General features: G+C 45.7%; 20 protein-coding genes. 8 read left to right on the top strand and 12 right to left on the bottom strand.

Features of this window, described 5'->3' with window-relative positions; genetic code table 11:
• Positions 1 to 9: 9 nt before the first annotated feature.
• The 6 genes from ACJJIN_RS23270 to dcd form a co-directional block, all read right to left on the bottom strand.
• The gene (locus ACJJIN_RS23270) at positions 10 to 1,425 is read right to left on the bottom strand and encodes a TnsD family Tn7-like transposition protein (RefSeq protein ID WP_152454494.1); all 1,416 of its coding nucleotides are present in this window, start codon (positions 1,423 to 1,425) and stop codon (positions 10 to 12) included.
• Positions 1,426 to 1,447: 22 nt separating this feature from the next.
• Entirely contained in the window at positions 1,448 to 2,842 is a 1,395-nt protein-coding gene (locus ACJJIN_RS23265; protein WP_216646257.1) for an ATP-binding protein, read from the bottom strand.
• A 59-nt stretch (positions 2,843 to 2,901) separates the two neighbouring features.
• On the bottom strand, positions 2,902 to 5,046 hold the full coding sequence (locus ACJJIN_RS23260) for a TnsB C-terminal domain-containing protein (protein ID WP_152454495.1): 2,145 nt from the start codon (positions 5,044 to 5,046) through the stop codon (positions 2,902 to 2,904).
• A gap of 2 nt (positions 5,047 to 5,048) precedes the next feature.
• Entirely contained in the window at positions 5,049 to 5,855 is an 807-nt protein-coding gene (locus ACJJIN_RS23255; RefSeq protein ID WP_152454496.1) for a TnsA endonuclease N-terminal domain-containing protein, read from the bottom strand.
• Between the two features lie 713 nt (positions 5,856 to 6,568).
• The gene (locus ACJJIN_RS23250) at positions 6,569 to 7,777 is read right to left on the bottom strand and encodes a BaiN/RdsA family NAD(P)/FAD-dependent oxidoreductase (RefSeq protein WP_444896386.1); all 1,209 of its coding nucleotides are present in this window, start codon (positions 7,775 to 7,777) and stop codon (positions 6,569 to 6,571) included.
• Positions 7,778 to 7,810: 33 nt separating this feature from the next.
• On the bottom strand, positions 7,811 to 8,380 hold the full coding sequence (gene dcd / locus ACJJIN_RS23245) for a dCTP deaminase (RefSeq protein ID WP_282933840.1): 570 nt from the start codon (positions 8,378 to 8,380) through the stop codon (positions 7,811 to 7,813).
• Positions 8,381 to 8,586: 206 nt separating this feature from the next.
• Here dcd and imuA point away from each other — a divergent pair, with 206 nt between their 5' ends.
• From imuA to ACJJIN_RS23230, 3 genes are all read left to right on the top strand, one after another.
• Positions 8,587 to 9,294 carry a translesion DNA synthesis-associated protein ImuA gene (gene imuA, locus ACJJIN_RS23240; protein WP_444896385.1) on the top strand — a complete coding sequence of 236 codons (708 nt, stop codon included), beginning with the start codon at positions 8,587 to 8,589 and terminating at the stop codon, positions 9,292 to 9,294.
• A gap of 21 nt (positions 9,295 to 9,315) precedes the next feature.
• On the top strand, positions 9,316 to 10,821 hold the full coding sequence (locus ACJJIN_RS23235; RefSeq protein WP_444896384.1) for a Y-family DNA polymerase: 1,506 nt from the start codon (positions 9,316 to 9,318) through the stop codon (positions 10,819 to 10,821).
• A gap of 82 nt (positions 10,822 to 10,903) precedes the next feature.
• The gene (locus ACJJIN_RS23230; protein WP_444896383.1) at positions 10,904 to 14,077 is read left to right on the top strand and encodes an error-prone DNA polymerase; all 3,174 of its coding nucleotides are present in this window, start codon (positions 10,904 to 10,906) and stop codon (positions 14,075 to 14,077) included.
• Between the two features lie 287 nt (positions 14,078 to 14,364).
• On the opposite strand, the gene ACJJIN_RS23225 is transcribed toward ACJJIN_RS23230, so the two are convergent.
• Positions 14,365 to 15,033: a hypothetical protein gene (locus tag ACJJIN_RS23225; protein ID WP_444896382.1), complete on the bottom strand. Its 669-nt coding sequence runs from the start codon at positions 15,031 to 15,033 to the stop codon at positions 14,365 to 14,367.
• A 75-nt stretch (positions 15,034 to 15,108) separates the two neighbouring features.
• Positions 15,109 to 15,579 carry a pilin gene (locus ACJJIN_RS23220; protein WP_444896381.1) on the bottom strand — a complete coding sequence of 157 codons (471 nt, stop codon included), beginning with the start codon at positions 15,577 to 15,579 and terminating at the stop codon, positions 15,109 to 15,111.
• Between the two features lie 364 nt (positions 15,580 to 15,943).
• Here ACJJIN_RS23220 and pilB point away from each other — a divergent pair, with 364 nt between their 5' ends.
• From pilB to yacG, 5 genes are all read left to right on the top strand, one after another.
• Positions 15,944 to 17,656: a type IV-A pilus assembly ATPase PilB gene (gene pilB / locus ACJJIN_RS23215; RefSeq protein ID WP_444896380.1), complete on the top strand. Its 1,713-nt coding sequence runs from the start codon at positions 15,944 to 15,946 to the stop codon at positions 17,654 to 17,656.
• Between the two features lie 153 nt (positions 17,657 to 17,809).
• Positions 17,810 to 19,024: a type II secretion system F family protein gene (locus ACJJIN_RS23210; RefSeq protein ID WP_444896379.1), complete on the top strand. Its 1,215-nt coding sequence runs from the start codon at positions 17,810 to 17,812 to the stop codon at positions 19,022 to 19,024.
• 11 nt (positions 19,025 to 19,035) lie between these two features.
• Positions 19,036 to 19,920 carry a prepilin peptidase gene (locus tag ACJJIN_RS23205; protein WP_444896378.1) on the top strand — a complete coding sequence of 295 codons (885 nt, stop codon included), beginning with the start codon at positions 19,036 to 19,038 and terminating at the stop codon, positions 19,918 to 19,920.
• A 111-nt stretch (positions 19,921 to 20,031) separates the two neighbouring features.
• The gene (gene coaE / locus ACJJIN_RS23200; protein WP_444896377.1) at positions 20,032 to 20,640 is read left to right on the top strand and encodes a dephospho-CoA kinase; all 609 of its coding nucleotides are present in this window, start codon (positions 20,032 to 20,034) and stop codon (positions 20,638 to 20,640) included.
• Positions 20,641 to 20,692: 52 nt separating this feature from the next.
• Positions 20,693 to 20,908: a DNA gyrase inhibitor YacG gene (yacG, locus tag ACJJIN_RS23195; RefSeq protein ID WP_108734183.1), complete on the top strand. Its 216-nt coding sequence runs from the start codon at positions 20,693 to 20,695 to the stop codon at positions 20,906 to 20,908.
• Between the two features lie 53 nt (positions 20,909 to 20,961).
• On the opposite strand, the gene mutT is transcribed toward yacG, so the two are convergent.
• The 4 genes from mutT to ACJJIN_RS23175 form a co-directional block, all read right to left on the bottom strand.
• A complete protein-coding gene (mutT, locus tag ACJJIN_RS23190) occupies positions 20,962 to 21,360 on the bottom strand; it encodes an 8-oxo-dGTP diphosphatase MutT (protein WP_444896376.1) in 399 nt (132 codons plus the stop codon).
• A 9-nt stretch (positions 21,361 to 21,369) separates the two neighbouring features.
• A complete protein-coding gene (gene argJ, locus ACJJIN_RS23185) occupies positions 21,370 to 22,572 on the bottom strand; it encodes a bifunctional glutamate N-acetyltransferase/amino-acid acetyltransferase ArgJ (RefSeq protein WP_444896375.1) in 1,203 nt (400 codons plus the stop codon).
• 232 nt (positions 22,573 to 22,804) lie between these two features.
• Positions 22,805 to 25,555 (bottom strand): preprotein translocase subunit SecA, encoded by a 2,751-nt coding sequence (gene secA / locus ACJJIN_RS23180; protein WP_444896374.1) that lies wholly within the window; start codon positions 25,553 to 25,555, stop codon positions 22,805 to 22,807.
• Between the two features lie 163 nt (positions 25,556 to 25,718).
• On the bottom strand, positions 25,719 to 26,654 hold the full coding sequence (locus ACJJIN_RS23175) for a M23 family metallopeptidase (RefSeq protein ID WP_413663007.1): 936 nt from the start codon (positions 26,652 to 26,654) through the stop codon (positions 25,719 to 25,721).
• Between the last annotated feature and the right edge of the window lie 155 nt (positions 26,655 to 26,809).

The raw sequence follows: 26,809 nt of genomic DNA, 5'->3' as shown, positions 1-26,809 counted from the left end.
ATATGTTCTCTATTTTTTAGGATACCTCCCCTTAGCCTTTAGAGGTTTAGGTAGAGCAACCTCTAGCCATTCACGATCATATAAATACAACCAATAAAAGGCTTTATTACAGTGTAACTTAATATCTTTACGAATTGCTTTAGGGTGGGATTTGTAATATTTAAGGATTTTTAGCCTATAGCGACGTCGCATTGACTCCATATGGCATCGTTTACGATAAGTTACTAGTTCAGGATGAGTTGAGATAACTTGTTCTACTGATCCTACACCAATTTTACAAATTGTAGCTATTCGATGCCGGTTCATTCTTGTATACCCAAGGTGAATAATTTCATCTCTACAAGCCTTAGATAATTTCTTTGGCTTAAGATTCAAGGGGATATCGTGGAGCGCTGCAAGTCTTTTCAGATAAGTTCTACTTTTCCCTGTAATTTTAGAGGTTTCATTAAGCGACCTGCTTCGTAGAATATCAATACATTTCCTCTCTTTCCTTTTCGTCCTCATAGCAAAATCCTTTTTACGGGTTTGGAATTCAAACTCTACACTATTATGATCCTCTAATAATTGCTGGAAGGTAGAAAAAAGCCAACTTGAGAAAAAAATGTGCTGGAAGGGATTATGGCTTGCTCCTTGAACTAAAAGTTGAGAAACATATCTGAAGTCTTCAGAAGATTTTGGGAGCGAGCTATTATAAAATGGCCGATACTGCTGTGAATATACATAAAAATTTTGCATTAATTTTAGACGCCTAATACGGCCACTATTCGTTACCAAGCCCATATTATTTAATTTAAGGCGATATTTTGAAGTAACATCTATTAACGGAATAGGCCATTTGATCTTTCTTAAAAAATCATATCCAAACTTACCTACCTTATATTCAACACTAGATGCTTCTTTAGCACAGCAGGTCACTGATGGTAACAATCCAAGGTTAATTCGTTGACGATTAAGTAAGTCAATTCTCTCTAAGAGTACTGGATGTATACCACAAGAAGAGACCCCAGGGATTTGATGCGACCTATGCCAATAAGCAACTCCATATTGATTTATATCGCTACAGGCGCACTCTTGACACCATTTCAAGCATAGCGAAGAACCTGCACCAAATGATGGGAGCTGACTTTCCCTTATTGATCTCGCGCTATCATTACTCAACATAAATTTTATTATGTTATTTGAATACTTAGGCAAATAAAATATATATATTGGAGCCAATGTCTGACCAAATAAAATTTCGTACGCTTCATCATCTGTCAGGGCTGAAAGTTTTTTTAGATTCGATGTCAAAAAGGGGTGTATGGAGGCCCTCTCCTCAGCAAGATATATTTTATTAAACTCTTTACCCTTTAATCCAGAAATAGTAGCAAAGCGAATAATTCGACTAAAGAAAAGTTCATCAGGAAAAGCTTTGGGCAGGAGCATATTGTCAAATATGGGGTGAAACTTACTTTGAGGATAGATGCTTGATCGGATTTTTAAATAAAATTTCCATTTTTTTTAACTCAGCTTCAGGATTCTCTGCAATAGATGCTCGCCTTATCAAGTCTGGATCTTTAATAAGTTCATTTAAGTCACCAATAGATTGCAAGTAAGATAGCTTCTGATGAAATTCATGGTGCTGGGGGCGATTTAAATCTCCGGGGATAATCATAACTTCTGATTTCGAAGTATCTATAGATTTAACGGAAATTTCACTAGTTTCGACCTTAGACCTATTATTACTCTTTTCCCTTCTGATACGCCGAAATTTTTCAAGCCTATTTATCCTTGCTTCATCTACAGATTTTTTGGAGAAATTTATAGCTTTTTTTGCTGCATACTCCAGGACATATTCTGTTATAGACTCGTTATCTGAACCAATTACTAAACGCTGAGACTCCCTATAAATTCTTACAGCCAGATCCATATTACCAATAGATAGATCATATAATTTGTCACTAAGAGATTTAGTTAAAGGAGTTTTTTCCTTTGTCCATTGCAACACCCAAAGTTCTTCAACAAACATGGTCCACTCCTCATCATTTTTCATCAAGTCCATAGTAAAAGAAGCTTGACTTTCTGCACGTCTTGCTGTCTTTAGAGTTTTCCCCAATAATTTGTCAAAAGGAGGGTTTGCACACAGAAGAATGGGAACTCCCAATTCATTCATAAGATTATGAAGAAACCCCAGAAATTTATCTTCGCCTCCAGCTTTTGCCAAATTTAAATGCTGCATTTCATCTATTATTATGACACCTAAAAAGCTAGACTTTATTTTAGCTTCAATTTGCTTAACAAGTAGATCACTCGTTTTTTCTGGCTTAGTCTCTTCTCCTCCAAGCTTTCTATCAATTTCCGATAAAATCTTAAGACAAAGGGCTCTGATACTTGAGTTTTCTGGGCAATCTACTTTAGCCCATACTACTTGCTTAATATATAAAGGCTCACCTTGGTATTTACGATGCTCAATAACTTCTGGAAAACAATTTAAAATCTGCTCTAGCATACAACTTTTTCCGACACCGCTTTCCCCAAGTAAAGTTATACCACTCCCGTTAGATTTGAAATAACCTGTTCTAGGAGCAACTTTAGATCGTTGGTCTACAGGGTAGTGTAAATAGTTCATGGTTGTCGGCGACAGGGGATTCTTGCTTGAATAACCTTTCTTAATCGCAATTTCAATTGCTCTAAAGCATTCTAGATATACTGGAAGAGGCTGCCTTAACTCTTCGATTCTTGTAAGGTATTCAATACGCTCGAAAGCACTCAACTTTCTCTCGTTTTCAGAAAATGAAGGATAGCTACTTAATTTTTCTACCAAATCCTCATCTTTCAATTTTTTTGGTAATGCTTCGATCAAGGGGTTCCCCCGATGCTCCGGGAGTATTGCAATGTTATACTCTGCATAATTTACACCTCTCACTGGTTCCGCCTCTTCCTTTTTATTAATGAGACAGCTTCATTTTTCCTTTTTGACTCTAAGTTCTCATCATCGGGATATAGTTCTGATTTCTCTTCTCTAATGGATTCACCGTATTCAATTCGTCTATCAAGAACCGCCTCTTTTCTTCGTGTTCTCATTCCCTTTATTCGCTCAGTCTTACTCTTATCTTGTACATCTTTTTTTGTTTCACTTTTTGCTACTTGGCTAACTAATTTACGTCTATTATGTCTTTCTATAGACTTTTTACCTGGTTTATTTTTACATTTTTCTTTCTTTTTCCAATCTTTAAAATACAATATATCAGCTTGATGCTTATCACTAAGGCTTGCAGAAAACTTCATCAAGTTGCATTTAGTGAACCCTTCGCGCTCCTTAAGGCGAACATATATGAATGAAGAGTTATCTTGATCGATACGAGCTTCCATTTTCCAGCACTTGGTAGACCTGGCAAGCACTTTCCATTCTTGAAATTCTTCCCGGTCACATTCATAGTACATATCCTCATTTAAGCGGATACCTTTACTCGTCATAGATACTTCTACCGCAGGTAGAAGTTTAGCCCTTACTTCGGACTCCTCTGATCTACTTAAAGCATGCCGATGCTTTTTTAGATGGATATTCCAATAATTAAGCGGTGTAGGGGGCAATCCATTTTGCACTAACAAGACGGATTGTGCAGCTAAACCGTCAAATAGAGAATTATTATGCTCCATAACCTCATCAATAAGTAATTTTGTTACTTCATCTAATGTATATGTTGCATCGAGACGTGGATCACGATCACCTCGAATATAATGATGTCCTCTAGTTGTCCCTAATAATTCATGGACTAGATTTTTATTCAATATTTCGAATCTTCGTTCCACAATGCCTTTAAGATCGGCGCGATAAGGTGGAGCTATACTCAGGTGACCGATTAATGGAACGGCTAATTTTTCAGCGCTCTTACATATAAACTCCCCTCGATCGCAAAGCAAACGCTGGGGGATATGATGGCAAGGCCATTCATGATCTTCGATTTCGATACCGAACCTAGAACAATAACTTTTCTTATCCGTAAAGCTATTGACAAGAGCTTGACGACCCGCACGCCAAGAAGCATATTCCATAGAAACGTGAAGCCCAACAATCATCCTGCTTTCTTTATCTACCACACAATAAACAGTAGGCCTACCTAGAACATGAGAGCGCCTAAATTCAGAGACAATATGAACATCCAGTACTGTTGAATCCAATTCAAAGCAACTTCCAGGAACTTCGGTATGATCTGTCGCAGCTCCTCTTAACCCACGCTTGTTTCTTTCAAAGTCACCCACTGTAGTTTGCTTTCGGATTATTTCATTTTTTGGGATTAATTTTTTAACCCAATATATAAAAGTACGATATGATGGAACATTCGGCGACCTAGATTCACTCTCTGCCAGTATTAGTTCTTGTGAGTATAGCTCCTTCAACATTTTTTCATAAACTTGACTAAATGGAACTCGACGCCCTTTCAAGCCATACTTCTTCATCGCTAAAATAAAATTATTCTTATCATTTTCCGAAGTGTTAACCCCTTGATGTATTTCCATGCTCGGTGTAAGCATTCTTATTGGAGCTCCACGTTTAAGACCTCCTGAGACCCTAACTCTTCCAGCTCCTCCAGAATTCTTGTAAGCAGGCAGGAGGGCATTTCTTTCTTGCCCACCCCTCCAATATTGATTTAATAACCTATATATTCTCTGAGCCCTTACCCCTTTACTTTTCGCCTGATTTACCAGAACTTTGCTTCTTTCTTCAGTAGAAATCTCAAGGAGAAAATCTGGATTTTCTATTAGCTCACTTATCAGCTCAATATTTCTATCACGTTTTTTAATATGAGCTTCAGGTATCAACCCCTCATCAGCTAGCTGATAGTAGGGAAGAGGACTAAAGTTTCTTTTCACAGCTCCTCCTTTAATCGCACACAAAAATCTGGAGCTATCAATCTTAATAGGCCTTCTTAAACCTCCAGATTCTTCAAGATTAAAAAGAACCAGAATATTTATATCATAAAAAAGTTCAAGAACACGATACACACCACTATCAACCCCATCAATATCAGTTATACTCCAAACACTGTTTCGTTCAACTCGCATGCTTACCTACCGATTGATGAAAGAATATTTGTTATATCTATAACTCCAGACTCTGCTATCGGTTTACTTAAGTCTACCTCAACTTTCTTAATAGCGATTAAATGCTTCAAAAGTACTAAAGCTTCATCGTTCTTAACATCTACATTTTTACAGAATCCATTGCATATATCTTCGATCAAATTGATCCCGACATGTAATGTCTTTATGGCTTGCTTTTCTATACTTTCCTTAAATCTACGTCCTTGTCTATATGCAGAGGTAAACCACTGAATATTTTTAGATTGAATAACCGATATTTCATTCATAGTATATATATGGAAATTTACCCCCAGAAGCTCCCACCAAATACGTTCAATTTCTAATTTTTCAGCTGTACGCTTTATTGATAGTTCTTGGGCTGATTTAACAGAGATAGCCTCATACCAAAAGTCGTGTTTATCTGTGCAAGTCAAAACAAAGTCTGTAGTCATGACATTGTATGATCCAGAACCAGGCACTTTTGGATGATTTATATCTAGATTCTTTGCAATCTTGATAGAAAAGTCTAGGGGGAGAAGGGGAAACTGTTCCCTTATATCGATTACTGAATCACAGTTTTCAACCAGATAGAAGAGACAGCTTTCGTTTTCTGAGAGGGTATGATGCTCTCTATTAACTTTAATACCCTGAATTTTTCCACTATTTCCCTTAGATTTAACATCCTGAACTCTCAGCCAGGGTTTGTATTCTTCTCCAGCTCCCAGCCCATACTTGTTTTTCAGAGCTCTTTGAAAATCAGTTAGCCTCTCTAACCTTCTGTGTCGCGCCAAAACTTTTCACCCCAATCTGATTTATGACTAAAGCATTAACATCTTAGGTCTGTAAGATTTATTAATCCGGTATCTATAGTATACATACTGAGGTCATATTTAAGTGGTTGTGTTCATCCTTATTCAAACATTATGAAATTTAGCAGATCTTACAAATTCGTAGGACCGCTACGCCTAAACCGTAGAGTGTTTCTACCTATTATAAATCTGATTTTTTTATGTTATATGATTTAAGGATTGTCTTGATAATTTCTTATAAAAAGAAAATATCTCATAAAATTTTCAGCCAAAGTAAATCTACTATGAGTCATAGAAATAGGCTCTATGACTCATTTAATGGGTATTTTGTGAGTCATAGAAATAGGCTCTATGACTCATTTAATGAGTATTTTGTGAGCCATATAAAGCCTTACACAACTTCTGAGCTTGGCTTAAAATACGGAAGGCCTTAAAAGGTGGCATTCAAATCAACAGTTTGCACTTAATATCTATATATAAGATTTGGTTTGTTATCGATTTTGAACTAGTAACGAAGGATATATTGTTATATTCATCCTCATTTATTCCTGCTGCATAGGCTGCACGACTACCTCTCCCGCTGAGTGCACTCGCAGATGTGGCAATATTCACACTTTATAATTAGTGTTCAAACTTTATTATTCAGTGTTCAAACTTTTTCTACAGTGTTCAAACTTTATTGTACCGGCACACCATTAAGCCACCTCTCCTGCAGCATGACCTGAAGCCCAAGCCCATTGGAAATTGAACCCGCCGAGCCAGCCGGTTACGTCGAGAACCTCGCCAATAAAATAAAGCCCCTGCCGGGTTTTACATTCCATAGTACGGGAAGAGACTTGTGCAGTATCGACTCCACCTAATGTTACCTCAGCAGTGCGATAACCCTCAGTGCCCGCCGGTACCAATTTCCAGCTTTGTAACTTTTCCCCAGCTTGCTGTAATTCCCCCTCCCCAAACTGTTTTAGGGGGCGGCTGGTAATTTGCGCTCGCCGCAGGAAAAACTGTACTAACTTTTTGCTCCAAACCTCAGCCAAAACGCTGTGCAAGTGGCTATCCGGGCTCTGATGCCGGCGCAGCGGTAACCACTCTGCCAGATTTTTCTCTGGAGCCAAGTCAAATATTACCGTTTGACCTTCTCGCCAGTGGCTGGAAACTTGCAAAACCGCTGGCCCACTCAGCCCCCTGTGAGTGAACAGCATCTGCTCCTGGAAACTACCTTCAGCGCAAGAAGCGGTCACTGATAGAGAGGTGCCGGGCAGGGTACCCTGACGCTCTAATTGCCGTTTATGCTGGGTGAATGGCACTAGCGCTGCTCGAGTTGGGACTACATCAAGCCCAAACTGCTTAGCGATCTCATATCCAAACCCGCTCGCCCCCATGGTGGGAATAGAAAGGCCTCCGGTAGCCACGACCAAGGATTCACAGGTAACCGTTCCCATACTGGTTTCGACCTTATACCCCTGCCCCAGAGCTTGAATTTGAGTAATGCTACAGCGCGTGCGGATCTGTGCCTTGGCCGCACGGCATTCCGCCAGTAACAAGTCGACAATATCCCTTGATTTATTGTCGCAAAAGAGCTGACCGAGAGTTTTCTCGTGATAGGCAACCCCATGCTTTTCCACCAATGCAATAAAGTCCCACTGGCTATAGCGAGCCAAGGCGGACTTACAGAAATGGGGGTTGTTACTGTAGAAGTTCTCTGCACTGGTGTAGAGATTGGTAAAGTTGCAGCGGCCACCACCAGACATCAGGATTTTCTTTCCGACTTTGTTGGCGTGGTCTAGGACCAACACGTTGCGCCCGCGCTGGCCCGCTGTAGCCGCGCACATTAGTCCAGCTGCCCCAGCGCCAATGACCAATACATCGACGCTTTCAGGTAGCTGGCTGGTAGAAACCTCTGTCATAGGTAGGAAATAGTACTGCAGTAAGACCGGTGATCAGGTGCGAGGCAGGGTAACGCCGCGCTGGCCCTGGTATTTGCCGCCGCGATCGGCATAGGACACATCACAAACTTCATCGGATTCGAAGAACAGCATCTGTGCCACACCCTCGTTGGCATAGATCTTCGCAGGCAAGTTAGTGGTATTGGAGAACTCCAAAGTCACATGACCTTCCCACTCCGGCTCCAGTGGCGTCACATTGACGATAATACCGCAACGGGCATAAGTGGATTTACCCAGGCAAACTGTCAATACAGAGCGCGGGATACGGAAATACTCCACTGTACGCGCCAAGGCAAAGGAGTTTGGCGGAATAATGCAGTGGTCGCCTTCAACATCCACAAAGCTGTTTTCATCGAAGGTCTTGGGGTCAACTGTCGCTGAGTGAACATTGGTGAAAATCTTAAATTCACGAGCACAGCGAACATCGTAGCCATAGCTGGAGGTGCCATAGGAGATGAGTCGATCGCCATTATCGTTATGACGCACCTGACCGGCCTCAAAAGGCTCAATCATACCGTGCTGCTCTGCCATGCGGCGAATCCACTTGTCGGACTTGATACTCACTCCGTCCCCCCTGAATAGAATAATTAGTGCTCAATTAAAGAGGCGGAATCATAGCCGGTTTAGGCTGTGCAAAAAAGTGCCTATCCAATGAATTCTCACTTGTTGCCACTGGATAGATACTGTATAAATTAACAGTATCACTGTATACACATACAGCTCAAGACGAAGATAGTGGCCGGATCGGACTAAAATTCAGTGGTGGAATCGTGGGCAGCGCAGAAAACTTCATAGAAAACAATCAGTTAGACAGCCAGGAAAAACACCAGAAACTGGCACAGCTACTCACCAGAGCCGATATCTGGCAAGCAGCAAATGAACCCCGACGGCAACGAAACGGCATCGCCAGTGGTTATCCAAGCCTCGATGCCCTCCTAGCGAACCACGGCTGGCCAAGAGGGGCCACTACTGAGCTACTCATGGACCAGATGGGTATCGGTGAACTCACCCTAATACTACCGGCCCTGGCAAATCTCACTCAGAGGGGGCAAATGGTCATACTGGTCAATCCACCCCATATCCCCTATGCGCCCTCATTGGCCAACAGCGGTATCCACCTTGAGAACCTGCTGATCCTGCACCCCCGAGGCCCCAAGGATACTCTCTGGGCGATCGAGCAGTCCCTACAATCCGGAAGCTGTGGTGCCTTACTCAGCTGGCAGGGGCGGCAATCCCTGAACCATAAAGATCTTCGTCGCCTGCAGCTCGCTGCCCGCAATGGGGACTGTCTGCACTTCCATTTTCGCCCTCAGTGTGAAACAGCAAACCCCTCACCCGCGAGCTTGCGCCTACAGCTCACACCCAGGGAAGGAGAGCTGGCGCTAAGGCTTTTAAAACAATTGGGCGGAAACTCTGGCCAAAACCTCTATTTGGCAAGAGCAGCAAAACTGGTCCGACGGGACCAACCAATGCACTGAACGGTTTCGAGGGATAGCTCCATGCTCTGGCTTTGTATTCAATTCCCCAGGCTTCCGTTAGAGGTTCTGACCCGCGCTCAGCAACAAGGAGAAGAGGCTCTACCCCAAGTTGTGGTTGAAAAACAGTTGGTGATTGATAGAAACCCAGCGGCATCCCAATGCGGCGTTGAGACCGGGCTCAGTATTGCTACTGCATCTGCTCTCTGTGCAGACTTACAGCTGCTACAACGCGATTCCCAGCGGGAACAACAAGAGTTACAGCAGCTGGCCCAGTGGGCATACAGCTTTACACCACTTGTATCACCTCAGTCCGCAGGGCCTTTGAGCAATGGTGAGAGCACTCCCGCCCACCTCTACCTGGAACTGAGTGGCTGCCTAAAAGCCAGCGGTGGCTTCAAGGCATTGATACAACAGCTGAGCGATGAGCTTGAGCAGATGGGGATCTACAGCCTGATGGGCCTCGGCCACAGTCCCAGTGCAGCTCATATGCTAAGCCAACTGACCGAACACCGGCACTGGCTTGCGCAATCAGATTCTCCGCCCAGCCCTCAGCAGTGGAGACAGTGGATTAGCTTTGCCCCATCCAAGCTCCTTAATTGCGACAACAAAACAATTTCCAAGCTCTACGCATGTGGTATCAAGCGAGTAAGCCAGCTGCTCGCTATTCCACTCTCTGAGGTAGGCTCTCGTTTTGGTCGTCCATTTGTGGACTACCTGGCACGCCTGAACGGAACTCGCCAAGATCCAGTCTGTAGTTATCAGCCCCCAGCACAATTCCGCAGCGAGCTATTTTTCCCCAGCCCCTTGGATAATAGCGAACAGCTGCTATTTCCTATCGGTCGCCTACTAAGGGAATTATGCTCCCAGTTGCAGCGACGCCAGCTTTACACACAACAGTTAAATTGGCATATGGATTTCGGCCAAAATAAATCTCAGGAAATAACCGTAGAACTCTCCACTCCGCAGTTGGACCCTCAACGCCTAATAGCACTAACCAAGCTGCAATTGGAAAGAGTAACTCTTGATCAGCCAGTGCAGTCCATCAGCTTAAATTGCAAGCATTTACTCCCCTTGGAGCAGGGATCACTGGATGAAGATTTATTTGGTGCAGGCAGCCAACATAAACGCAATCAACAGCTATTAGACAAATTAAAAGCCCGCCTCGGTCATCAAGCACTCTCGGGAATTGCCCTAAAAGAAAGCTATCTACCAGAGCAGGCCTGGCAAAATACAGATACCCTGATAATTAAAAGTAACGCTAAGGGACAGCAAATTAAGCCCATCCAAGCACCGCGCCCCAATTGGCTATTAGCTCATCCAACCAAACTGGAAAGTAGCGAGCACAAATTATTTTATCAGGGAGAGCTACAACTATTACAGGGGCCAGAGCGAATTGATGGCTATTGGTGGCAACACGGGCGTCATGGGCGGGATTACTATATCGCAAGAAATAGAAGAGATGAGCTCTACTGGGTCTTTCAGGATCTTACAACCGAAGAGTGGTTTTTACATGGCGTTTATAGCTAAGCCTAAACCCCTTTCTTAATACTGGTCTTCACCAAAACCCAAATCCCATCACAATCAACAGATAGACGCAGAGAGAATCAGCATGAGGTACGCCGAACTCTTTTGTCAAAGCAACTTTTCTTTTCTGCAGGGGGCATCGCATCCGCAGGAATTAGTCCAAACTGCTTACAACCTGCAATATACAGCCCTTGCTATCACCGATGAATGCTCCCTTTCCGGAGCCGTTAGAGCCTATAAAGAACTTGAAAGCATCAAGTCTACAGACTCTAAAAATCCCGAGTTTAAACTAATTTTTGGCAGTTATTTCCGGCTCCATAACAACATAGAAATAGTTCTACTGGCTCCGGACAAAACTGCCTACAGCCAGCTATGCCAGTTAATTTCAAAGTCACGTTTAAGGGCGGAAAAAGGAACCTACATTACTTATCAAAGTGACCTGGTAGAGTTATGTAAAAACCTAATTGCCATCTGGATTCCAAATTTTAATAAGATAGAAATACCTGAAGAAATCAAGAAAACCTTCAGCGAACGGCTTTACATTGCCATCAACAATCACCTACATGCAGAGGGAAACCTAAAGTCCAATAGAATTACTGAGCTTGCAAGAAGAGAGAATATTTCCTTGGTTGCAACCAATCATGTCTTGATGCACTGCTATAGCCGAAAGCCACTACAAGATGTACTCAACGCAAATTACCATAACTGTACCCTGGATAATCTAGGGTATCGTATTGAGCAAAATGCTGAACGTTATCTTCGCAGCTTAGGTGATATCCAGTCGTTACACTCCAAAGAGTCTATAGACAATACCAACCTCATTGCCAAACAGTGTACTTTTTGCTTGAGCGAACTCAGTTACGAATACCCATCAGAAGTTATCCCTCAAGAAAGTAATGCGAGCAGCTATTTAAAAAAGCTAGTACAAATAGGAAGGGCTGCTCGCTGGCCACAGGGTCCTGAAAAGAGAATTGATGAGATTATCAATAAAGAACTCACAATAATAGCAGAACTGCAATATGAGCATTACTTTCTAACCATTTACGATATAGTCCAGTTTGCCCGGGAAAATTATATCTTGTACCAGGGCCGTGGCTCCGCAGCCAATTCAGTAGTTTGCTACTGCCTATTCATCACAGAGATAGATCCCCATAAAATTGGATTGCTATTTGAACGGTTTATCTCACGGGAACGCAATGAACCCCCAGATATTGATGTAGACTTTGAGCACGAACGACGTGAAGAAGTTATTCAGTATATTTACACAAAATATGGTCGCGAAAGAGCTGGACTTACCGCTAGTAAGATCACCTACCGCTTTAAAAGCGCCGTAAGGGATATTGGCAAAGCCCTTGGTATCAACGCTGCCACAATAGAACAACTTATTGCTGAACGCGCCTGGTGGGACACTCTAGATAGTTTCCCCCAGCAGATGCAAAAAGTGGGAATAGATCCGAGCAGCGCAATAGGAAAAATGTTTCCACAGTTACTGCAGCAAATATATGGTTTTCCAAGACATCTATCGCAACATGTAGGCGGTTTTGTTATTACAGAACAACCATTATACCAGCTGGTTCCAATTGAAAATGCCGCTATGGAGGATCGCACCCTAATCCAATGGGACAAAGAGGATATCGAAGATTTAAAACTAATGAAGGTCGATGTGCTCGCCCTGGGTATGCTAACTGCACTGCGTAAATCCCTGAATTATATTGCTCTATACGGCCCCAAATTGCGATTGCAGGATATTCCCGCCGAAGATCCACAGGTCTACGAAATGATGTGCAGGGCCGATACCGTTGGAGTCTTTCAAATTGAATCTCGCGCTCAAATGAGCATGTTGCCAAGATTACAACCTCGAAATTTTTATGAGCTTACTATAGAAATCGCCATTGTCCGCCCTGGACCAATTCAAGGCGGCATGGTACACCCCTATTTGAAACGCAAGCAGGGGTTGGAGACCGTGCGCTACCCTCATAACAGTTTACGCCCAGTGCTTGAGCGCACTCTCGGTGTGCCTATATTTCAAGAGCAAGTTATTCAACTATCGATGGTCGCAGCGGGGTTTAGCGGTGGTGAAGCTGATGAGCTTCGCCGAGCCATGGCCAGCTGGGGAAAAAATGGGGACTTGTATAAATTCAGGGATAAGCTTGTGCGGGGAATGCAAAGTAATGGCTATAGGGAAGATTTCGCTGAACAATTATTTAATCAAATGAAAGGATTTGGCTCTTACGGTTTCCCAGAATCTCATTCTGCTAGCTTCGCACTTTTAGCCTACTTCTCCGCCTGGATAAAACTTCATCACCCAGCGGCCTTCTACTGCGGACTACTCAATAGCCAACCTATGGGCTTCTATGCACCGGCGCAACTGGTTTATGACGCCCAGCGACATGGAGTTAAGGTACTACCCATTGATGTGCTCTATAGCATTTGGGACCATAACCTAGAAGTAGCAGGTTCTTCTTTTTTACATACCCCCCCTATTATAAATTATAATAATAGAGACAAACAACAAGCCAATGATTCACCTTTGGCATCCAGCCAAAAAATAAGCAATGGGCCCACAGTAGCTGCCATTCGTTTAGGTATGCGTCTAATTAAAGGACTCAAAGAAATTACAGCAGAAACTATTAGAAAATTAAGAAGCAAAGAAAGGATTTACTCCCTAGCACAGGTACAAAGTAGCACAAGCATTGATAAGGAACAGCTTACTCATCTTGTCAGAGCCAATGCTTTCGCCTCACTTGGTCAAAACCGCTACCGAGATAGCTGGGCCCCCTTAGATCGTAAGAAAATTGATCGTAAAATCTTTTTTCAAACTAAAACCACAATAAAAGATAACACCGATAGTGATTACCAGAGCATTGGCCTATCTTTAGCAGAGCACCCAATTGCGATTTTACGTAGGAAGAAACGCTTTCATAAGTGTGCCTTTGCCGAGGACCTTCCTCATTGCAGAGATAACCAATATATTAGTGTAATAGGAGTAGTTACCTGCAGACAGAGGCCAGGAAGTGCTTCAGGGGTTATATTTTTAACGCTTGAAGATGAAACTGGCCCTATCAATGTAGTACTTCACAAAGCCCTACAAGAAAAATACAGAACCGAAATCATAAGCAGGAAAGTTTTATTGATTAGTGGGTTATTGCAGTCGACAAATAACAGCGATCAAAATACTTATAAAACAATACACCTGGTTGGACATAAACTAGAAAGCTTAAAATGGGAAACCACTCAAGAGACTAGAGACTTTTTCTAACCGCAAATGAATACTCACCGACTCTACTAGGAAATTGAAGATCATTATCCCCTGGCATATCTAAGAAATACTGGATCCTATGAAAATGACTTCATAATGGAATAACCCCAAACAAGCATCAGACAACTGCTACACCCGCACAAGTAAAAGAGGAGGGCGTGCGGGCTCCGGGCCGGTTAGCCTCCACGCAAACAACCTAAAAACCTCACATGAACCCAATGAAAATTCCAGCAGATATACGAGCGCCACTTATACTAGCCACCTAGTGCGAGCATGTGTTACGAGTGCTATAGCTTAGAAAGCAGTTCAACAACCTCTCCCGAACGAACATCTACCAATAGCTCTCCACGATAATACCGCGCTGAGTAACCATAGACTTTCAAGTAGCCCTGTTTAGTTTGCTGACCTTCCTTCCCTTGCTCAAAGCTATTCTTCCCATAAGGAGCATATAAATTTACATTAGTAGCAATATCCTCCCCCATAAAGTCCCACATTGACAAGATAAGCTCTCGATCAACCGCAGAATCCGGCAACTCCAAAGAAACCCAAGTTGGCCCAAGCCAAGAGATATGCCCTACCACATCTTCGTGCTGGACATGATTATTTTCAAAAGAATATTTATTGACGGTCGAGAAGCTTCCATCATAGTAAGCAACTACCAAGGGGCGGCTATCTCCAACAACCCACATACCACCAACAATACATAAAAGCTGCAAAAAACCAACAACAGCCAAATCCTTACGCAAACTCGCCTTAGCTTTATTAAACACAAGTAGCGTCAATAACGGACCTATTATCAAATCCACACCGGCAATTATTTTAATGCCTTGCCAGCCACCATCCACCTCAAATAAGAAGCCTGGATACCAAACCCAACGAATAAAAGCCCCGAGCATGATAAACAACAGAAAGCTAATAGCGAGATGTATAGAGAATGCTTGTAAACGATCTTTCACTGAATTAACAAATATAGAATTAAAAAATAAACAAAAAAAAGGGCGTGAATTCACGCCCTTTAAGAGTTTTAAACCTTAGTTCTGACAGCTTCCTGGCAGAAGTTGACGCGGGTATGAATTAGTCGCATTAGGGCCACACTTCCACTCAAAGATTTGCTTGCCGCCATCAGTAGTACCAACAACAGCACCAGTAGAGGTGTAAGGAGTCAAATCAATTTGGTTGGTGGAAGCTGTTAAACCAGTAAGCTCCGCTTCATCCGCAGTAATGGTGATCACACCATCTGGAGAAACAACTCCAGTTTTAACATACTTTGTTGGTACAAATTTACAAATACTAGGCAGGATCCCAGAAACATCTGGGTCGAGTGCGTTATTAACAACATCACTCACCGCCGTACGGCAAGAAGAGGCCGCCATCATCACTTCTGTGCCTTTGGCTTTTGAGGTGTAATCCTGATAGGCAGGCAGTGCTACTGCCGCCAAAATACCAATGATCGCTACCACGATCATCAATTCAATAAGAGTAAAACCCTGTTGCTTTTTCATTGTAACCGTCTCCATACAGACTTTTAATTTAGTGAATCCCGTGAGGAAGTCGCAGAACAATATACAAGCTTCGTGCCAAGAGAGACAAGGCCCAATACCACTGCCCCTTCAAGATACTTCATTAACTGCACTCAATCTTATAACTAACACAGGAATTACAGATACTGACAAATTCAAGCAGGTGCTGACAAAAATTGTCACCACCTGCTTGAATCCGCGCTATCTCGTAACCTACCCCATACGCTCCATACACCACAGTCCTCGTACTCCCTTCCCTTGCATCCACTGTTATAATGGCGAAAATTTCAAGCGCAGGGATTGGCGACTTCGCTCCCCAGCGAAACTAAATGCGGCAGTATTAACTATGACAACCCCCTTGTTAAGCGGACTGGCCAAGCGATTAGTAGCAGACCAGGTTTTGGAGGAAAGTACAGCAGAGGAGGCTATTAAGGCCGCTAAGCGGGAAGGCCTAACTTTTGCACAGCATGCCGTTGAATCCAAGCTTCTTAGTAGCAAAGAACTCGCAAAAATTGCTACGCAAGCCTTTGGATGTCCACTTTTTGACCTTGGCAGTTATGACTTTGATCTAATTCCCAAGAGTATCGTGGATGAAAAATTAATCAGCAAACACTTTACCCTTCCACTTTTTAAGCGGGGGAATCGATTATTTGTTGCTGTTGCTGATCCAGCCAACCTCTCTGCCCTCACTGAAATCAACTTTAATACCGGGCTAAATACCGATGCGGTCCTTGTTGAAGCCGATAAACTAGCCAAAGCTATCGAGAGCTATTTATCTGGCAGTGATGATATTAGCTCACGACTCGGTGATATAGACGACGAAGCCCTTGATGGATTAGATGTAGATGATACGGAGACCGAACAAAACAGTGACAGTGAACCCGGTGGTGACGAAGCCCCTGTCGTCAGATTTGTAAACAAGGTCTTACTTGACGCAATAAGAACCGGCGCTTCGGACATTCACTTTGAGCCCTACGAGAAATCTTTTCGCGTGCGCTTTCGCACTGATGGGATTTTACATGAAATTGCCAAGCCTCCCATACAATTGGCAACACGCTTGTCCGCTCGCCTAAAAGTGATGTCTAAAATGGACATCTCCGAGCGTCGGGTACCCCAAGACGGCCGAATAAAAATGAAACTGTCGAAAACCAAGGCTATCGACTTTCGAGTAAACAGCTTGCCCACCCTCTGGGGGGAAAAAATCGTACTTCGTATACTAGATCCATCCTCGGCCAAGCTTGGTATTGACGCTCTAGGCTATGAAGATGCGCAGAAGAAGCTCTACATGGATGCCCTTGCACAACCCCAAGGGATGATTCTAGTTACAGGGCCCACCGGCTCAGGTAAAACGGTCTCTCTCTACACTGGCCTAAATATTCTAAATACTCCAGAGCTCAATATTTCCACCGCGGAAGACCCTGTTGAAATAAATCTAGAAGGCATAAACCAAGTTAACGTATCAACCAAGGTCGGGCTCAATTTCGCCGAAGCACTCCGCTCCTTTTTAAGACAAGATCCCGACATTGTTATGGTGGGGGAGATCAGGGACTTAGAAACTGCTGAAATTGCAATTAAAGCAGCGCAAACGGGCCACCTAGTATTATCAACTCTACATACGAACTCCGCCCCCGAAACCCTAACTCGACTTATGAATATGGGGGTACCCACCTTCAATATCGCCACATCCGTAAGTGTAATTATTGCACAGCGCCTGGCTCGCAGACTATGTGGCGAATGTAAAAAACCAATCACATTGCCCGATGAGGTATTAAAAGCCGAAGGCTTTTCCACAGTCACTATCCCTGAAGAGGAGTGGACAATTTTTCAGCCGGTTGGGTGTGAACACTGCTCAAAGGGTTACAAAGGCCGCGTAGGTGTATATGAAGTAGTTCGCATTACAGACAGTATCTCCAGAATTATAATGGAAGGCGGCAACTCAATACAGATTGCCGACCAAGCCCTTAAGGAAGGCTTTAATAACCTAAGGATTTCAGCTTTAAGAAAAGTTGTAATGGGAGTCATCAGCCTGGAAGAGGCGAATAGGGTCACCCAGGACTAGCGGCGCCTTCGGGGATACATAGCGCACTTGAAATTTTGCAGGGAGCCTTTTAGCCCCACTTTAGAGTTATTCCTAGGATGAGCTAAGAATAAAAGGCTACCTTTTGCAAGTTTGACAGCCTTTTATGAGAGAATGAAAACAGGAACAGTAACCATGGCTAATGCCACAGCAGTTGAGTACATCTATAAAGGCATAGATCGCAAGGGTACCAAGGTGCAAGGGGAGATTAGCGGGACCAGCCCGGCCTTAGTCAAAGCCCAGTTGCGAAAGCAAGGTATTATTGCCAATCGAGTCCAAAAAAAACCAAAGGCTCTGTTTGGTAGTGGAAAGAAGAAAGTAAAACCAGCGGATATCGCACTCTTTACTCGCCAAATGGCCACCATGATGAAAGCCGGCGTTCCTTTGGTGCAGAGTTTTGAAATTGTTGCTGATGGCTTGGATAATCAGGGGGTTAGAGAGTTAATACTCAAAATCAAGGAGGATGTCGCCTCAGGAACTACATTTGCGGATGCCCTGCGTAAGCACCCTTTGCACTTCGACAATCTGTTCTGTAATTTAGTAGCCTCTGGTGAGCAATCTGGCGCACTTGAAACTATGCTAGACAGGATTGCGACCTATAAAGAAAAAACTGAGGCATTAAAAGCAAAAATTAAAAAAGCAATGACTTACCCTATTGCGGTTATTGTAGTAGCGATCATTGTGACTTCTATATTGCTTATTAAGGTAGTTCCTCAGTTCGCTGAGACATTCTCAAGTTTTGGCGCCGATTTACCGGCTTTTACCAAGCTTGTAGTCAGCTTATCTGAATGGATGCAACGTAACTGGTTTATTCTTCTAGCTGCTGCCGTCATCGGAATAGGCGGTCTTCTTGAAGCGAAAAAACGTAATAAAAGCGTTGCCGAATTTATTGATAGGCTTGTACTAAGAATACCTATCCTAGGGCAAATAACCTACAATTCAATAGCAGCTCGCTTTGCTCGCACCCTTTCTACAACTTTTGCCGCAGGCGTACCTTTAATTGATGCCCTAAAATCAGTTTCCGGTGCTACAGGTAATAGTGTTTATGAAGAAGCAACTTTAAAAATTAGGGACGCTGTAGCAACGGGTATTCCTCTTAATGCTGCCCTCCGTTCATCTGGACTTTTCCCCACCATGCTAATACAAATGACTGCTATTGGTGAAGAATCTGGTGCACTCGATGAAATGCTTGGAAAAGTCGCCGACTTTTATGAGGAGGCTGTAGATAATATGGTCGACAACCTAACCACCTTGCTTGAACCCATGATTATGGCTGTACTCGGCATACTCGTTGGTGGTTTAATGATCGCCATGTATTTACCTATCTTCCAGCTTGGCCGAGTGGTATAAGAAACTTTTTAATGCTCGAAAATCTATCCTTATATCCGGCGCTACTTCTCGTTAGCGCCTTTATTTTTGGCGCCCTAATAGGCAGCTTCCTCAACGTTGTAATCTTGCGCCTCCCGGTAATGATGGAACATAGCTACAAGCGGGATTTCTACAATTACTTTGACATAAAACCCTCAAGTGAAGAGCAGCGTGAACTAGGCAAGCCCTTTAATTTGGTACTTCCTCACTCCCATTGTCCCAAGTGCAAAGTGGAGATCAAGCCCTGGCAAAATATCCCCATCATTAGCTACCTTTTGCTTCGTGGCAAGTGCGGCTCCTGCGGCACCGCTATTTCCAAGCGCTACCCAATGATAGAACTGATTACCGGCATTCTGACCGCTGTCGTTGTCTGGCAGCTGGGCTTCACTTGGCAGGCACTGGCTGGATGCTTTTTTACCTGGGCCTTGGTCGCCTTAACGGGTATCGATTTTGACAAGCAGCTGCTTCCAGACAGCATTACTCTGCCGTTACTCTGGGCCGGTTTGCTAATCAATATTTGGGGAGCATTTGCTTCTCTGCAGGACGCAGTAATTGGTGCTATCGCCGGCTACCTATCTCTTTGGCTAGTGTTCCACATCTTTAAGATTGTTACCGGCAAGGAAGGTATGGGGGCTGGAGATTTTAAAATCCTGGCAGCCATTGGCGCCTGGTTTGGCTGGCAAGTGCTGCCAATGGTCATCCTACTTTCCGCTGCTGTTGGCGCAGCTGCTGGCATTTCCTGGAGTATCGCCGTAGGGCGGGATCGCAATCTGCCTATCGCTTTTGGTCCTTATCTCGCCGGAGCCGGGTGGATCGCTATGCTTTGGGGGGAACAAATTATGAGCTGGTATTTCAATATTTCTGGCCTCAGCAACTAAACGACCAACTCACTATTGTCCTACCATTTGCTTTACTATAACCCCGGCCAGCTATCTGGCCGGGGTTTTTATTTATACCGCAACCTTATTTATTCTTGGGGAGGACAGCCATTGTTTACCGTAGGTTTAACCGGCGGGATCGGCAGCGGAAAGTCAGCAGCAGCTGGGTATTTCCGTGACCTGGGCATTAATGTAGTAGATGCAGACTGGGCGGCAAGGGTTGTGGTACAACCGGGAAAGCCCGCTCTGGAACAGATAGCCCGACACTTCGGGACCGATGTCTTACTGGAAAGTGGCGAATTAAACCGGAGCAAACTGCGCACACTAATATTTGACGACCCAGGCGAACGGCAATGGCTGGAAAGTCTATTACACCCACTGATAAGAGAGGAGATAACCTCCTCACTGAACGGAAGCCAGGGGCCCTACGCAATATTGGAGTCCCCCCTCCTGATTGAGTCAGGCCAATATGAGCTCGTTAACAGGATTTGTGTAGTCGATCTACCCGAGGCTTTGCAGCTTGAGCGCGCCAGCGCGCGCGATAACAGCCAGCAGGAACAGATTCGCAAAATCATGACGGCCCAACTGACAAGGGAGCAAAGACTAGAGAAGGCGGATGATGTGCTGGATAACGCTAATGACTTAGCTTCACTCAAAGATCAAGTAGAGCAGCTCCATCGGGAGTACTTACGGATTGTCCGGTTGAAACAATCGGGCTAAGTTAATTAGAGTACAATTCCAATTCAGATCACTTTAGAGCCCAAGCTAACTTATGCCTAAATCCAGCGTAACGCCGACACTCAACTGCCCTACCTGCAAAAAGCCCATTGAGTGGAGCGATAAGTTTCCCTTCAAACCTTTTTGTAGCGAACGTTGCAAGCTGATTGATCTCGGCGAATGGGCTAGTGAGGGACACAAGATTCCCGGGGAGTCAGTGTATGACGATGTGCTGAGTGATGACCTGGACCCGAACAAGCCCCGCCATTAAGGCCATCCAACCCATTTGAACAGCTGCCTGCAAGCAGCTGTTCAAGATGAAGCTTAGGAGAAACGCCCTTTTACCGCTTCAATAATTGCTTGATTGGCATCGGGGAATTGGAAGTTATCCAGCTCCCCAGCAGACACCCACTTGATTTCCTGCTGCTCTAGTCCAAGAGCCTCACCCGTGAACTGCGTTACCTGCCAGGTATCCAGCAGCACGGTTTTTTCAGGGTAATCGTGACGAATTTCTACCAGAGGCTGCAACTCCTGTACTTCAATAGCCACTTCTTCAAGTAGCTCCCTATAGAGCGCCTCCTGCACAGACTCACCAGCTTCCACCTTGCCACCGGGAAATTCCCAGCGCCCCCCCATATGCAAATGGTCGGGACGGCGGGCAATCAGGATCTTGCCGTCCCCTCGGGTTACTACACCGACAGCAACATGGACAACCTTACTCACTCTACTACCTCAAGTCCGATATTCTGCGTTGATGGTGACATACTCGTGAGAGAAGTCACAGGTCCAGATGTGCTCACTGCTGGCACCGCGACCCAGCTCTATACGGATAGTAAATTCAGGTTTTGAAAATACCTGCTCTCCAGCCTGCTCTTGATATCCAGATGCGCGCCCACCGGCACTTACTACCTGCACATTATCGAGGAAAATCTCCACCTTATCGGTGTCTAATTCGCCTTGGATAGCATTGCCGATCGCCATAACCAGCCGACCCCAGTTGGGGTCTGAGGCATAAAGTGCAGTTTTCACCAGCGGAGAATCACCGACTTCAAAAGCTACCGTCAAGGCCTCTTCACTGTTGAGCGCGCCATCCACTTGTACGGTAACAAACTTGGTCGCCCCCTCACCATCCCTGACAATGGCCTGGGCTAGCTCTATATGTATTTCCGAAATTGCTCTGTACAGCTCCAGGTAGCTAGTATTCTCAGAGCTGCTGATCATCTCCCCCCGCGCACCTGTGGCCATCAAAACACAAGCATCATTCGTCGAGGTATCTCCATCTACGCTAATCCGATTAAATGAGGCCCCAACAACTTCCCGCACCATTTGATCTAGCAGGGGCTGCGTCACACCGGCATCAGTGGCGACATAGGCGAGCATGGTAGCCATATTCGGCTGGATCATACCGGAACCTTTGGCTATACCAACAACGGCAATCTCTTCACCATTAATCATTAACTTGCGGCTCGCAATCTTTGGCCGGGTGTCCGTAGTCATAATGGACTCGGCCGCCAATTCCCATCCGGCGGGATCAAGCTGTCCAGCAGACCCCGGGATAGCAGTGAGTAACCTCTCCATCGGCAAGTGCTCACCAATGACACCAGTACTAAAAGGCAATACTTGTTCAGCAGAAATCTTCAGTGCATCTGCCACCGCCTCGCAAGTAGCCCGGGCATCCGCCAGTCCCCTTACCCCAGTAGCGGCATTGGCATTGCCGGCATTAACCACCAGGGCTCGCACTTCTCCTTTGGCGATATGCTCTTTGGCCACCGTTACTGGAGCCGCACAAAAAGTATTCTGGGTAAAAGTGGCTGCAACTGAAGTTCCCTCAGCAAGCTCAACCAACAACAGGTCATTGCGTTCCCAGTCTTTGATCCTGGCAGGCACACTGGCGAGGCGAACCCCTTCGACAGCGGGTATGGATAATTCAGGCATAAGAATAACGACTTTGGGCTATCACAGCTGCAGGTAAACCTAGACCCCAGTTCACCCAAACGGAATAGCGGAAATAAATGAGCGGCCGACATTATCAAAGCCGAACCTCAGTAAGGCAAGCCAAAAATAAACTTATCTGCGGGATTAAAATTTTTTTCCGCAGATAATTCTTCTACCGGTTAAAAAAATACCCCGCTAAGCGGGGCACTTTCTGAATCCAAGCGGTAGAAAATTAGCTCTGGGTAGAGGAAGCCAGCTTGCCGTGACACTGCTTGTACTTTTTCCCGGAACCACAGGGGCAGGGATCATTGCGCCCGACTTTAGGACCGCGACGCTCCGGTGCCGGGGTAGCCGGCTGCTGCTCCTTGGGCTCACTTTCTGGAAGCGCCGAAGCTTGAGCGTGTTGCAGCTCAAGCTGCTGCCTGCGCTGCTCTTCCAGGCGACGCTGCTCCATCTCTTCCGCTTGCTCACGAGTCATCGGCTCTACGTGGGCAAGAATACGCACTACTTCATGCTTGAGGTTCTCCAGCATGCTCTGGAACAGATGGAAAGACTCGCGCTTGAATTCCTGCTTGGGGTTTTTGTTGGCGTAAGCCCGCAAACCAATACCCGCACGCAAGTGGTCCATGCTGGAAAGGTGCTCCTTCCACAACTGATCCAATACTTGCAGCATAATCTGACGCTCGATAGTCGGCATCAGATTGGCATCACCGGAAGATTCACCAATGCGGGAAACTTTTGCAGCATAGGCTTCCTGCGCGGCGACAGTAATCTTTTTCCGCAGGCTCTCTTCGTGCAGAGTGCGATCTTCATCGAGCCACTGCTGAACCGGCAACTGGATACCCAATTCGCCAGAGAGCTGCTGCTCCAGAGCTGGAATATCCCACTGCTCTTCCACGCTCTGAGGGGGGATAGAACCGGAGACAATACCATCGACCACATCTTCACGAATGGCAGAGATCGTGTCACTGATAACCTCAGCTTCCAGCAGCTCATTGCGCTGGCCGTAAATCACCTGACGCTGGTCATTGGCCACGTCATCGTATTCCAACAACTGTTTGCGAATATCAAAGTTGCGGCCTTCAACACGACGTTGGGCTTTTTCGATAGCGTTGGAAACCATGCGGTGCTCAATCGCCTCACCGCGCTCCATACCCAGCATCTGCATAAAATTCTTCACCCGGTCAGAGGCGAAGATGCGCATAAGGTTATCTTCCAGGGATAAGTAGAAACGAGTAACACCCGGGTCACCCTGGCGACCTGCACGGCCTCGCAGCTGGTTATCAATACGGCGGGACTCATGGCGCTCAGTACCGATAATATGCAGACCGCCCGCAGCGATCACCTGCTCGTGGCGCTTATTCCAATCTTCCTTGACTTGTGCGAGCTCCGCTTCAGTCAGCTCACTACCCTTCTCCTGGGCCAGGGCTGCCGCTTCAGCCTCCCAATTACCGCCAAGAACAATGTCGGTACCGCGACCAGCCATATTGGTAGCGATAGTCACTGCACCCGGGCGACCCGCCTGGGCGATAATCTGTGCTTCGCGCTCGTGGTATTTCGCGTTGAGAACCTGATGCTTAATTCCCGCCTTTTGCAACTTGCGGGACATTTCTTCAGAGGTTTCGATAGAAGCGGTACCGACAAGGATTGGAGCCTGCTTTTCGCGACAGTGCTTCACATCCTCAATAATCGCTTCCATCTTCTCTTCCTGGCTCAGGTAAACCAGGTCATTGAGATCTTCACGTTGAATTTGCTTATTGGTGGGGATCACCACCACGTCCAGGCCATAAATTTGCTGGAATTCAAACGCTTCTGTATCCGCAGTACCGGTCATTCCCGCAAGTTTGGGGTAGAAGCGGAACAGGTTCTGGAATGTTGTAGAAGCGAGGGTCTGGCTCTCACTCTGAATCTGCACACTCTCTTTTGCTTCCAGCGCCTGGTGCAAGCCTTCGGAGAGACGGCGACCGGGCATGGTCCGACCTGTGTGCTCATCAATTAACACCACCTGGCCGTTCTGCACGATGTAATCCACATCGCGGTTAAACAGCACATGCGCGCGCAGGGCGGCGTGCACGTGGTGCAACAGGCCCAGGTTCCCAGGGGCGTAAAGGGACTGATCTTCCTTCATCAACCCACTGCGTGACAGCAGGTCTTCGATCAACAAGTGGCCCTGCTCCGTCAGCTCAACCTGGCGAGTCTTTTCATCAACGGTGTAGTGCCCCTCACCACCTTCTTCGGCACGCTCCAGCTGGGGAACCAACTTATTCATTGCCATATAAAGGTGAGAAGAGTCTTCAGCGGCTCCAGAAATAATCAACGGAGTACGCGCCTCATCGATCAGGATGGAATCCACCTCATCGACAATAGCGAAGTTCTGAGGGCGCTGGGTACGGTCCTCTTTGCGCAACACCATGTTGTCACGCAGGTAATCAAAACCGAATTCGTTATTAGTGCCGTAAGTAATGTCAGCCTCATAGGCCGCTTTCTTTTCTTCCGGTGGCTGCTGGGAAACAATAACTCCCACTGTCATACCCAGGAATTCATACACCGGGCGCATCCAATTGGCATCCCGCGAAGCGAGGTAATCGTTCACCGTAACAATATGAACGCCCTTACCTTCAAGTGCATTCAGATAGGCCGGCAGGGTTGCAACCAGGGTTTTACCTTCACCGGTACGCATTTCTGCAATACGTCCTTCATGCAGGGTCATCCCGCCGATCAGCTGAACATCGAAGTGGCGCATGCCCATGGCCCGACGACCCGCTTCACGCACTGCAGCAAACGCCTCAGGCAGAATTTGATCGAGCTTTTCCCCGTCAGCGAGTCGCTGCCTAAACTCATCCGTTTTAGCCCGCAGGCCTGCATCGTCAAGCTTCTGGAAATCCTCTTCCAAAGCGTTGATCTTTCCCACGACGCGTCGCATGCGCTTCAGCTCGCGGTCATTTTTTGAACCAAAGACCGATTTAATCAGTTTGCCAATCATTATCTAGAAACCACTTATCTTATTTGCGCTGTCGGCGCTAATATCGGGCAGATCGATGCACCGACGCTCCTTTATGCGAGGGGTGCAAGTAAACAGGAAGGCGCAAGCGCTGGCAACTCTTATGCCAAGCTACCAACAATTACGCGTAAAGGAAGGATAGTTCTTATCTGCCTGTGCGGCGGATATAGCTAGCTGGATCAACCGTGCGGTTGTTCTTATATATCTCAAAGTGAACATGGGGCCCGGTAGAACGGCCACTGGAACCCATCAGGGCAATAGTCTGCCCCCTCTTGACCACGTCACCCAATCCCACTTTCAGCTCACTATTGTGTCCATAGCGGGTTGAATAACCATTGCCGTGATTAATTTCTACCAACTGACCATAACCATGGCGCTCATCAGCCCAAGTGACAACACCTGCGGCTACTGAGACAACATCGGAGCCCATCTTGCCAGCAAAATCCACCCCCTTGTGCCAGGTCCTACGGCCAGTGAATGGATCGGTGCGATAACCATAACGGGAAGACATCCACCCCTTGCTGATCGGGCGGCCTGCCAAAAACTGTTCATCCTCAAGTTTGAGGTTCGCCATCAGGGATTCGAGAGTGTTCAGCTGCATTTGGCGATCTTCAATCTGATGAGAGAGATCTCCAATAACATCCAGGAATTCCGGTGGCTGATACGGCAACTCCGATGCACCTGCGATTCCGGGGTCTTCCGGCCCACCGATAGCAGGTGCACTGCCAAACTCAAACTCTCCTTCATCGAGATTGGCAACAGAGGTTAAACGCTCACCTAGCGCATCAAGGCGAGTTAAACGCGCCTGCAACTCTGCAAGCTTAACGGTAAGAGCTGCCAGCTGCTCCCGCGCCTCTCTATCGGCTTCAGCAATTTCTTCCTGCTGTTTGCGCAGTGCGCGACTCCAGGCCTTGGCCGTTCGGGAGTCAAATAAGTCCGTTTTGGTAACCGGTAAATTCGCCCCCAGTAGAAATGCGCCCACAGGAAGACTTAGCAGGCACAACCCCAACAGGGCTTTGCTCAAACTGCCAAAATTAAAGCTGCGAGTCGCACCGCGCTCATTAACCAGGATTACTTTCATAGGAGCTGTGAGGAGTTCGACATTTTTAATTTTCGTTAGTCCCCAGCTCATAAGCCGAGGTGCCAAACCAATAAGGATACCAAAAATCTATAGGCTTTCTCTGTGAAACAATCATACAAAAAAGCCGACACTATAATGCCGGCTTCTTGCGAAAG

Source organism: Microbulbifer maximicatervae (SeqCode) (genome assembly GCF_052467505.1).
Note: the sequence above shows the minus strand (reverse complement) of the source record. Positions and strands in the feature narration are given on the sequence as shown.

Bases quoted from the DNA above. Each gene is read 5' to 3' on its own strand.
- pilB (WP_444896380.1), top strand. From the start codon at position 15,944: ATGACAACCCCCTTGTTAAGCGGACTGGCCAAGCGATTAGTAGCAGAC.
- ACJJIN_RS23220 (WP_444896381.1), bottom strand. From the start codon at position 15,579: ATGAAAAAGCAACAGGGTTTTACTCTTATTGAATTGATGATCGTGGTA.
- ACJJIN_RS23175 (WP_413663007.1), bottom strand. From the start codon at position 26,654: ATGAAAGTAATCCTGGTTAATGAGCGCGGTGCGACTCGCAGCTTTAAT.
- ACJJIN_RS23250 (WP_444896386.1), bottom strand. From the start codon at position 7,777: ATGACAGAGGTTTCTACCAGCCAGCTACCTGAAAGCGTCGATGTATTG.
- ACJJIN_RS23235 (WP_444896384.1), top strand. From the start codon at position 9,316: ATGCTCTGGCTTTGTATTCAATTCCCCAGGCTTCCGTTAGAGGTTCTG.
- ACJJIN_RS23205 (WP_444896378.1), top strand. From the start codon at position 19,036: ATGCTCGAAAATCTATCCTTATATCCGGCGCTACTTCTCGTTAGCGCC.
- yacG (WP_108734183.1), top strand. From the start codon at position 20,693: ATGCCTAAATCCAGCGTAACGCCGACACTCAACTGCCCTACCTGCAAA.
- ACJJIN_RS23270 (WP_152454494.1), bottom strand. From the start codon at position 1,425: ATGCTCCTGCCCAAAGCTTTTCCTGATGAACTTTTCTTTAGTCGAATT.
- argJ (WP_444896375.1), bottom strand. From the start codon at position 22,572: ATGCCTGAATTATCCATACCCGCTGTCGAAGGGGTTCGCCTCGCCAGT.
- secA (WP_444896374.1), bottom strand. From the start codon at position 25,555: ATGATTGGCAAACTGATTAAATCGGTCTTTGGTTCAAAAAATGACCGC.
- ACJJIN_RS23210 (WP_444896379.1), top strand. From the start codon at position 17,810: ATGGCTAATGCCACAGCAGTTGAGTACATCTATAAAGGCATAGATCGC.
- ACJJIN_RS23260 (WP_152454495.1), bottom strand. From the start codon at position 5,046: ATGCGAGTTGAACGAAACAGTGTTTGGAGTATAACTGATATTGATGGG.
- ACJJIN_RS23230 (WP_444896383.1), top strand. From the start codon at position 10,904: ATGAGGTACGCCGAACTCTTTTGTCAAAGCAACTTTTCTTTTCTGCAG.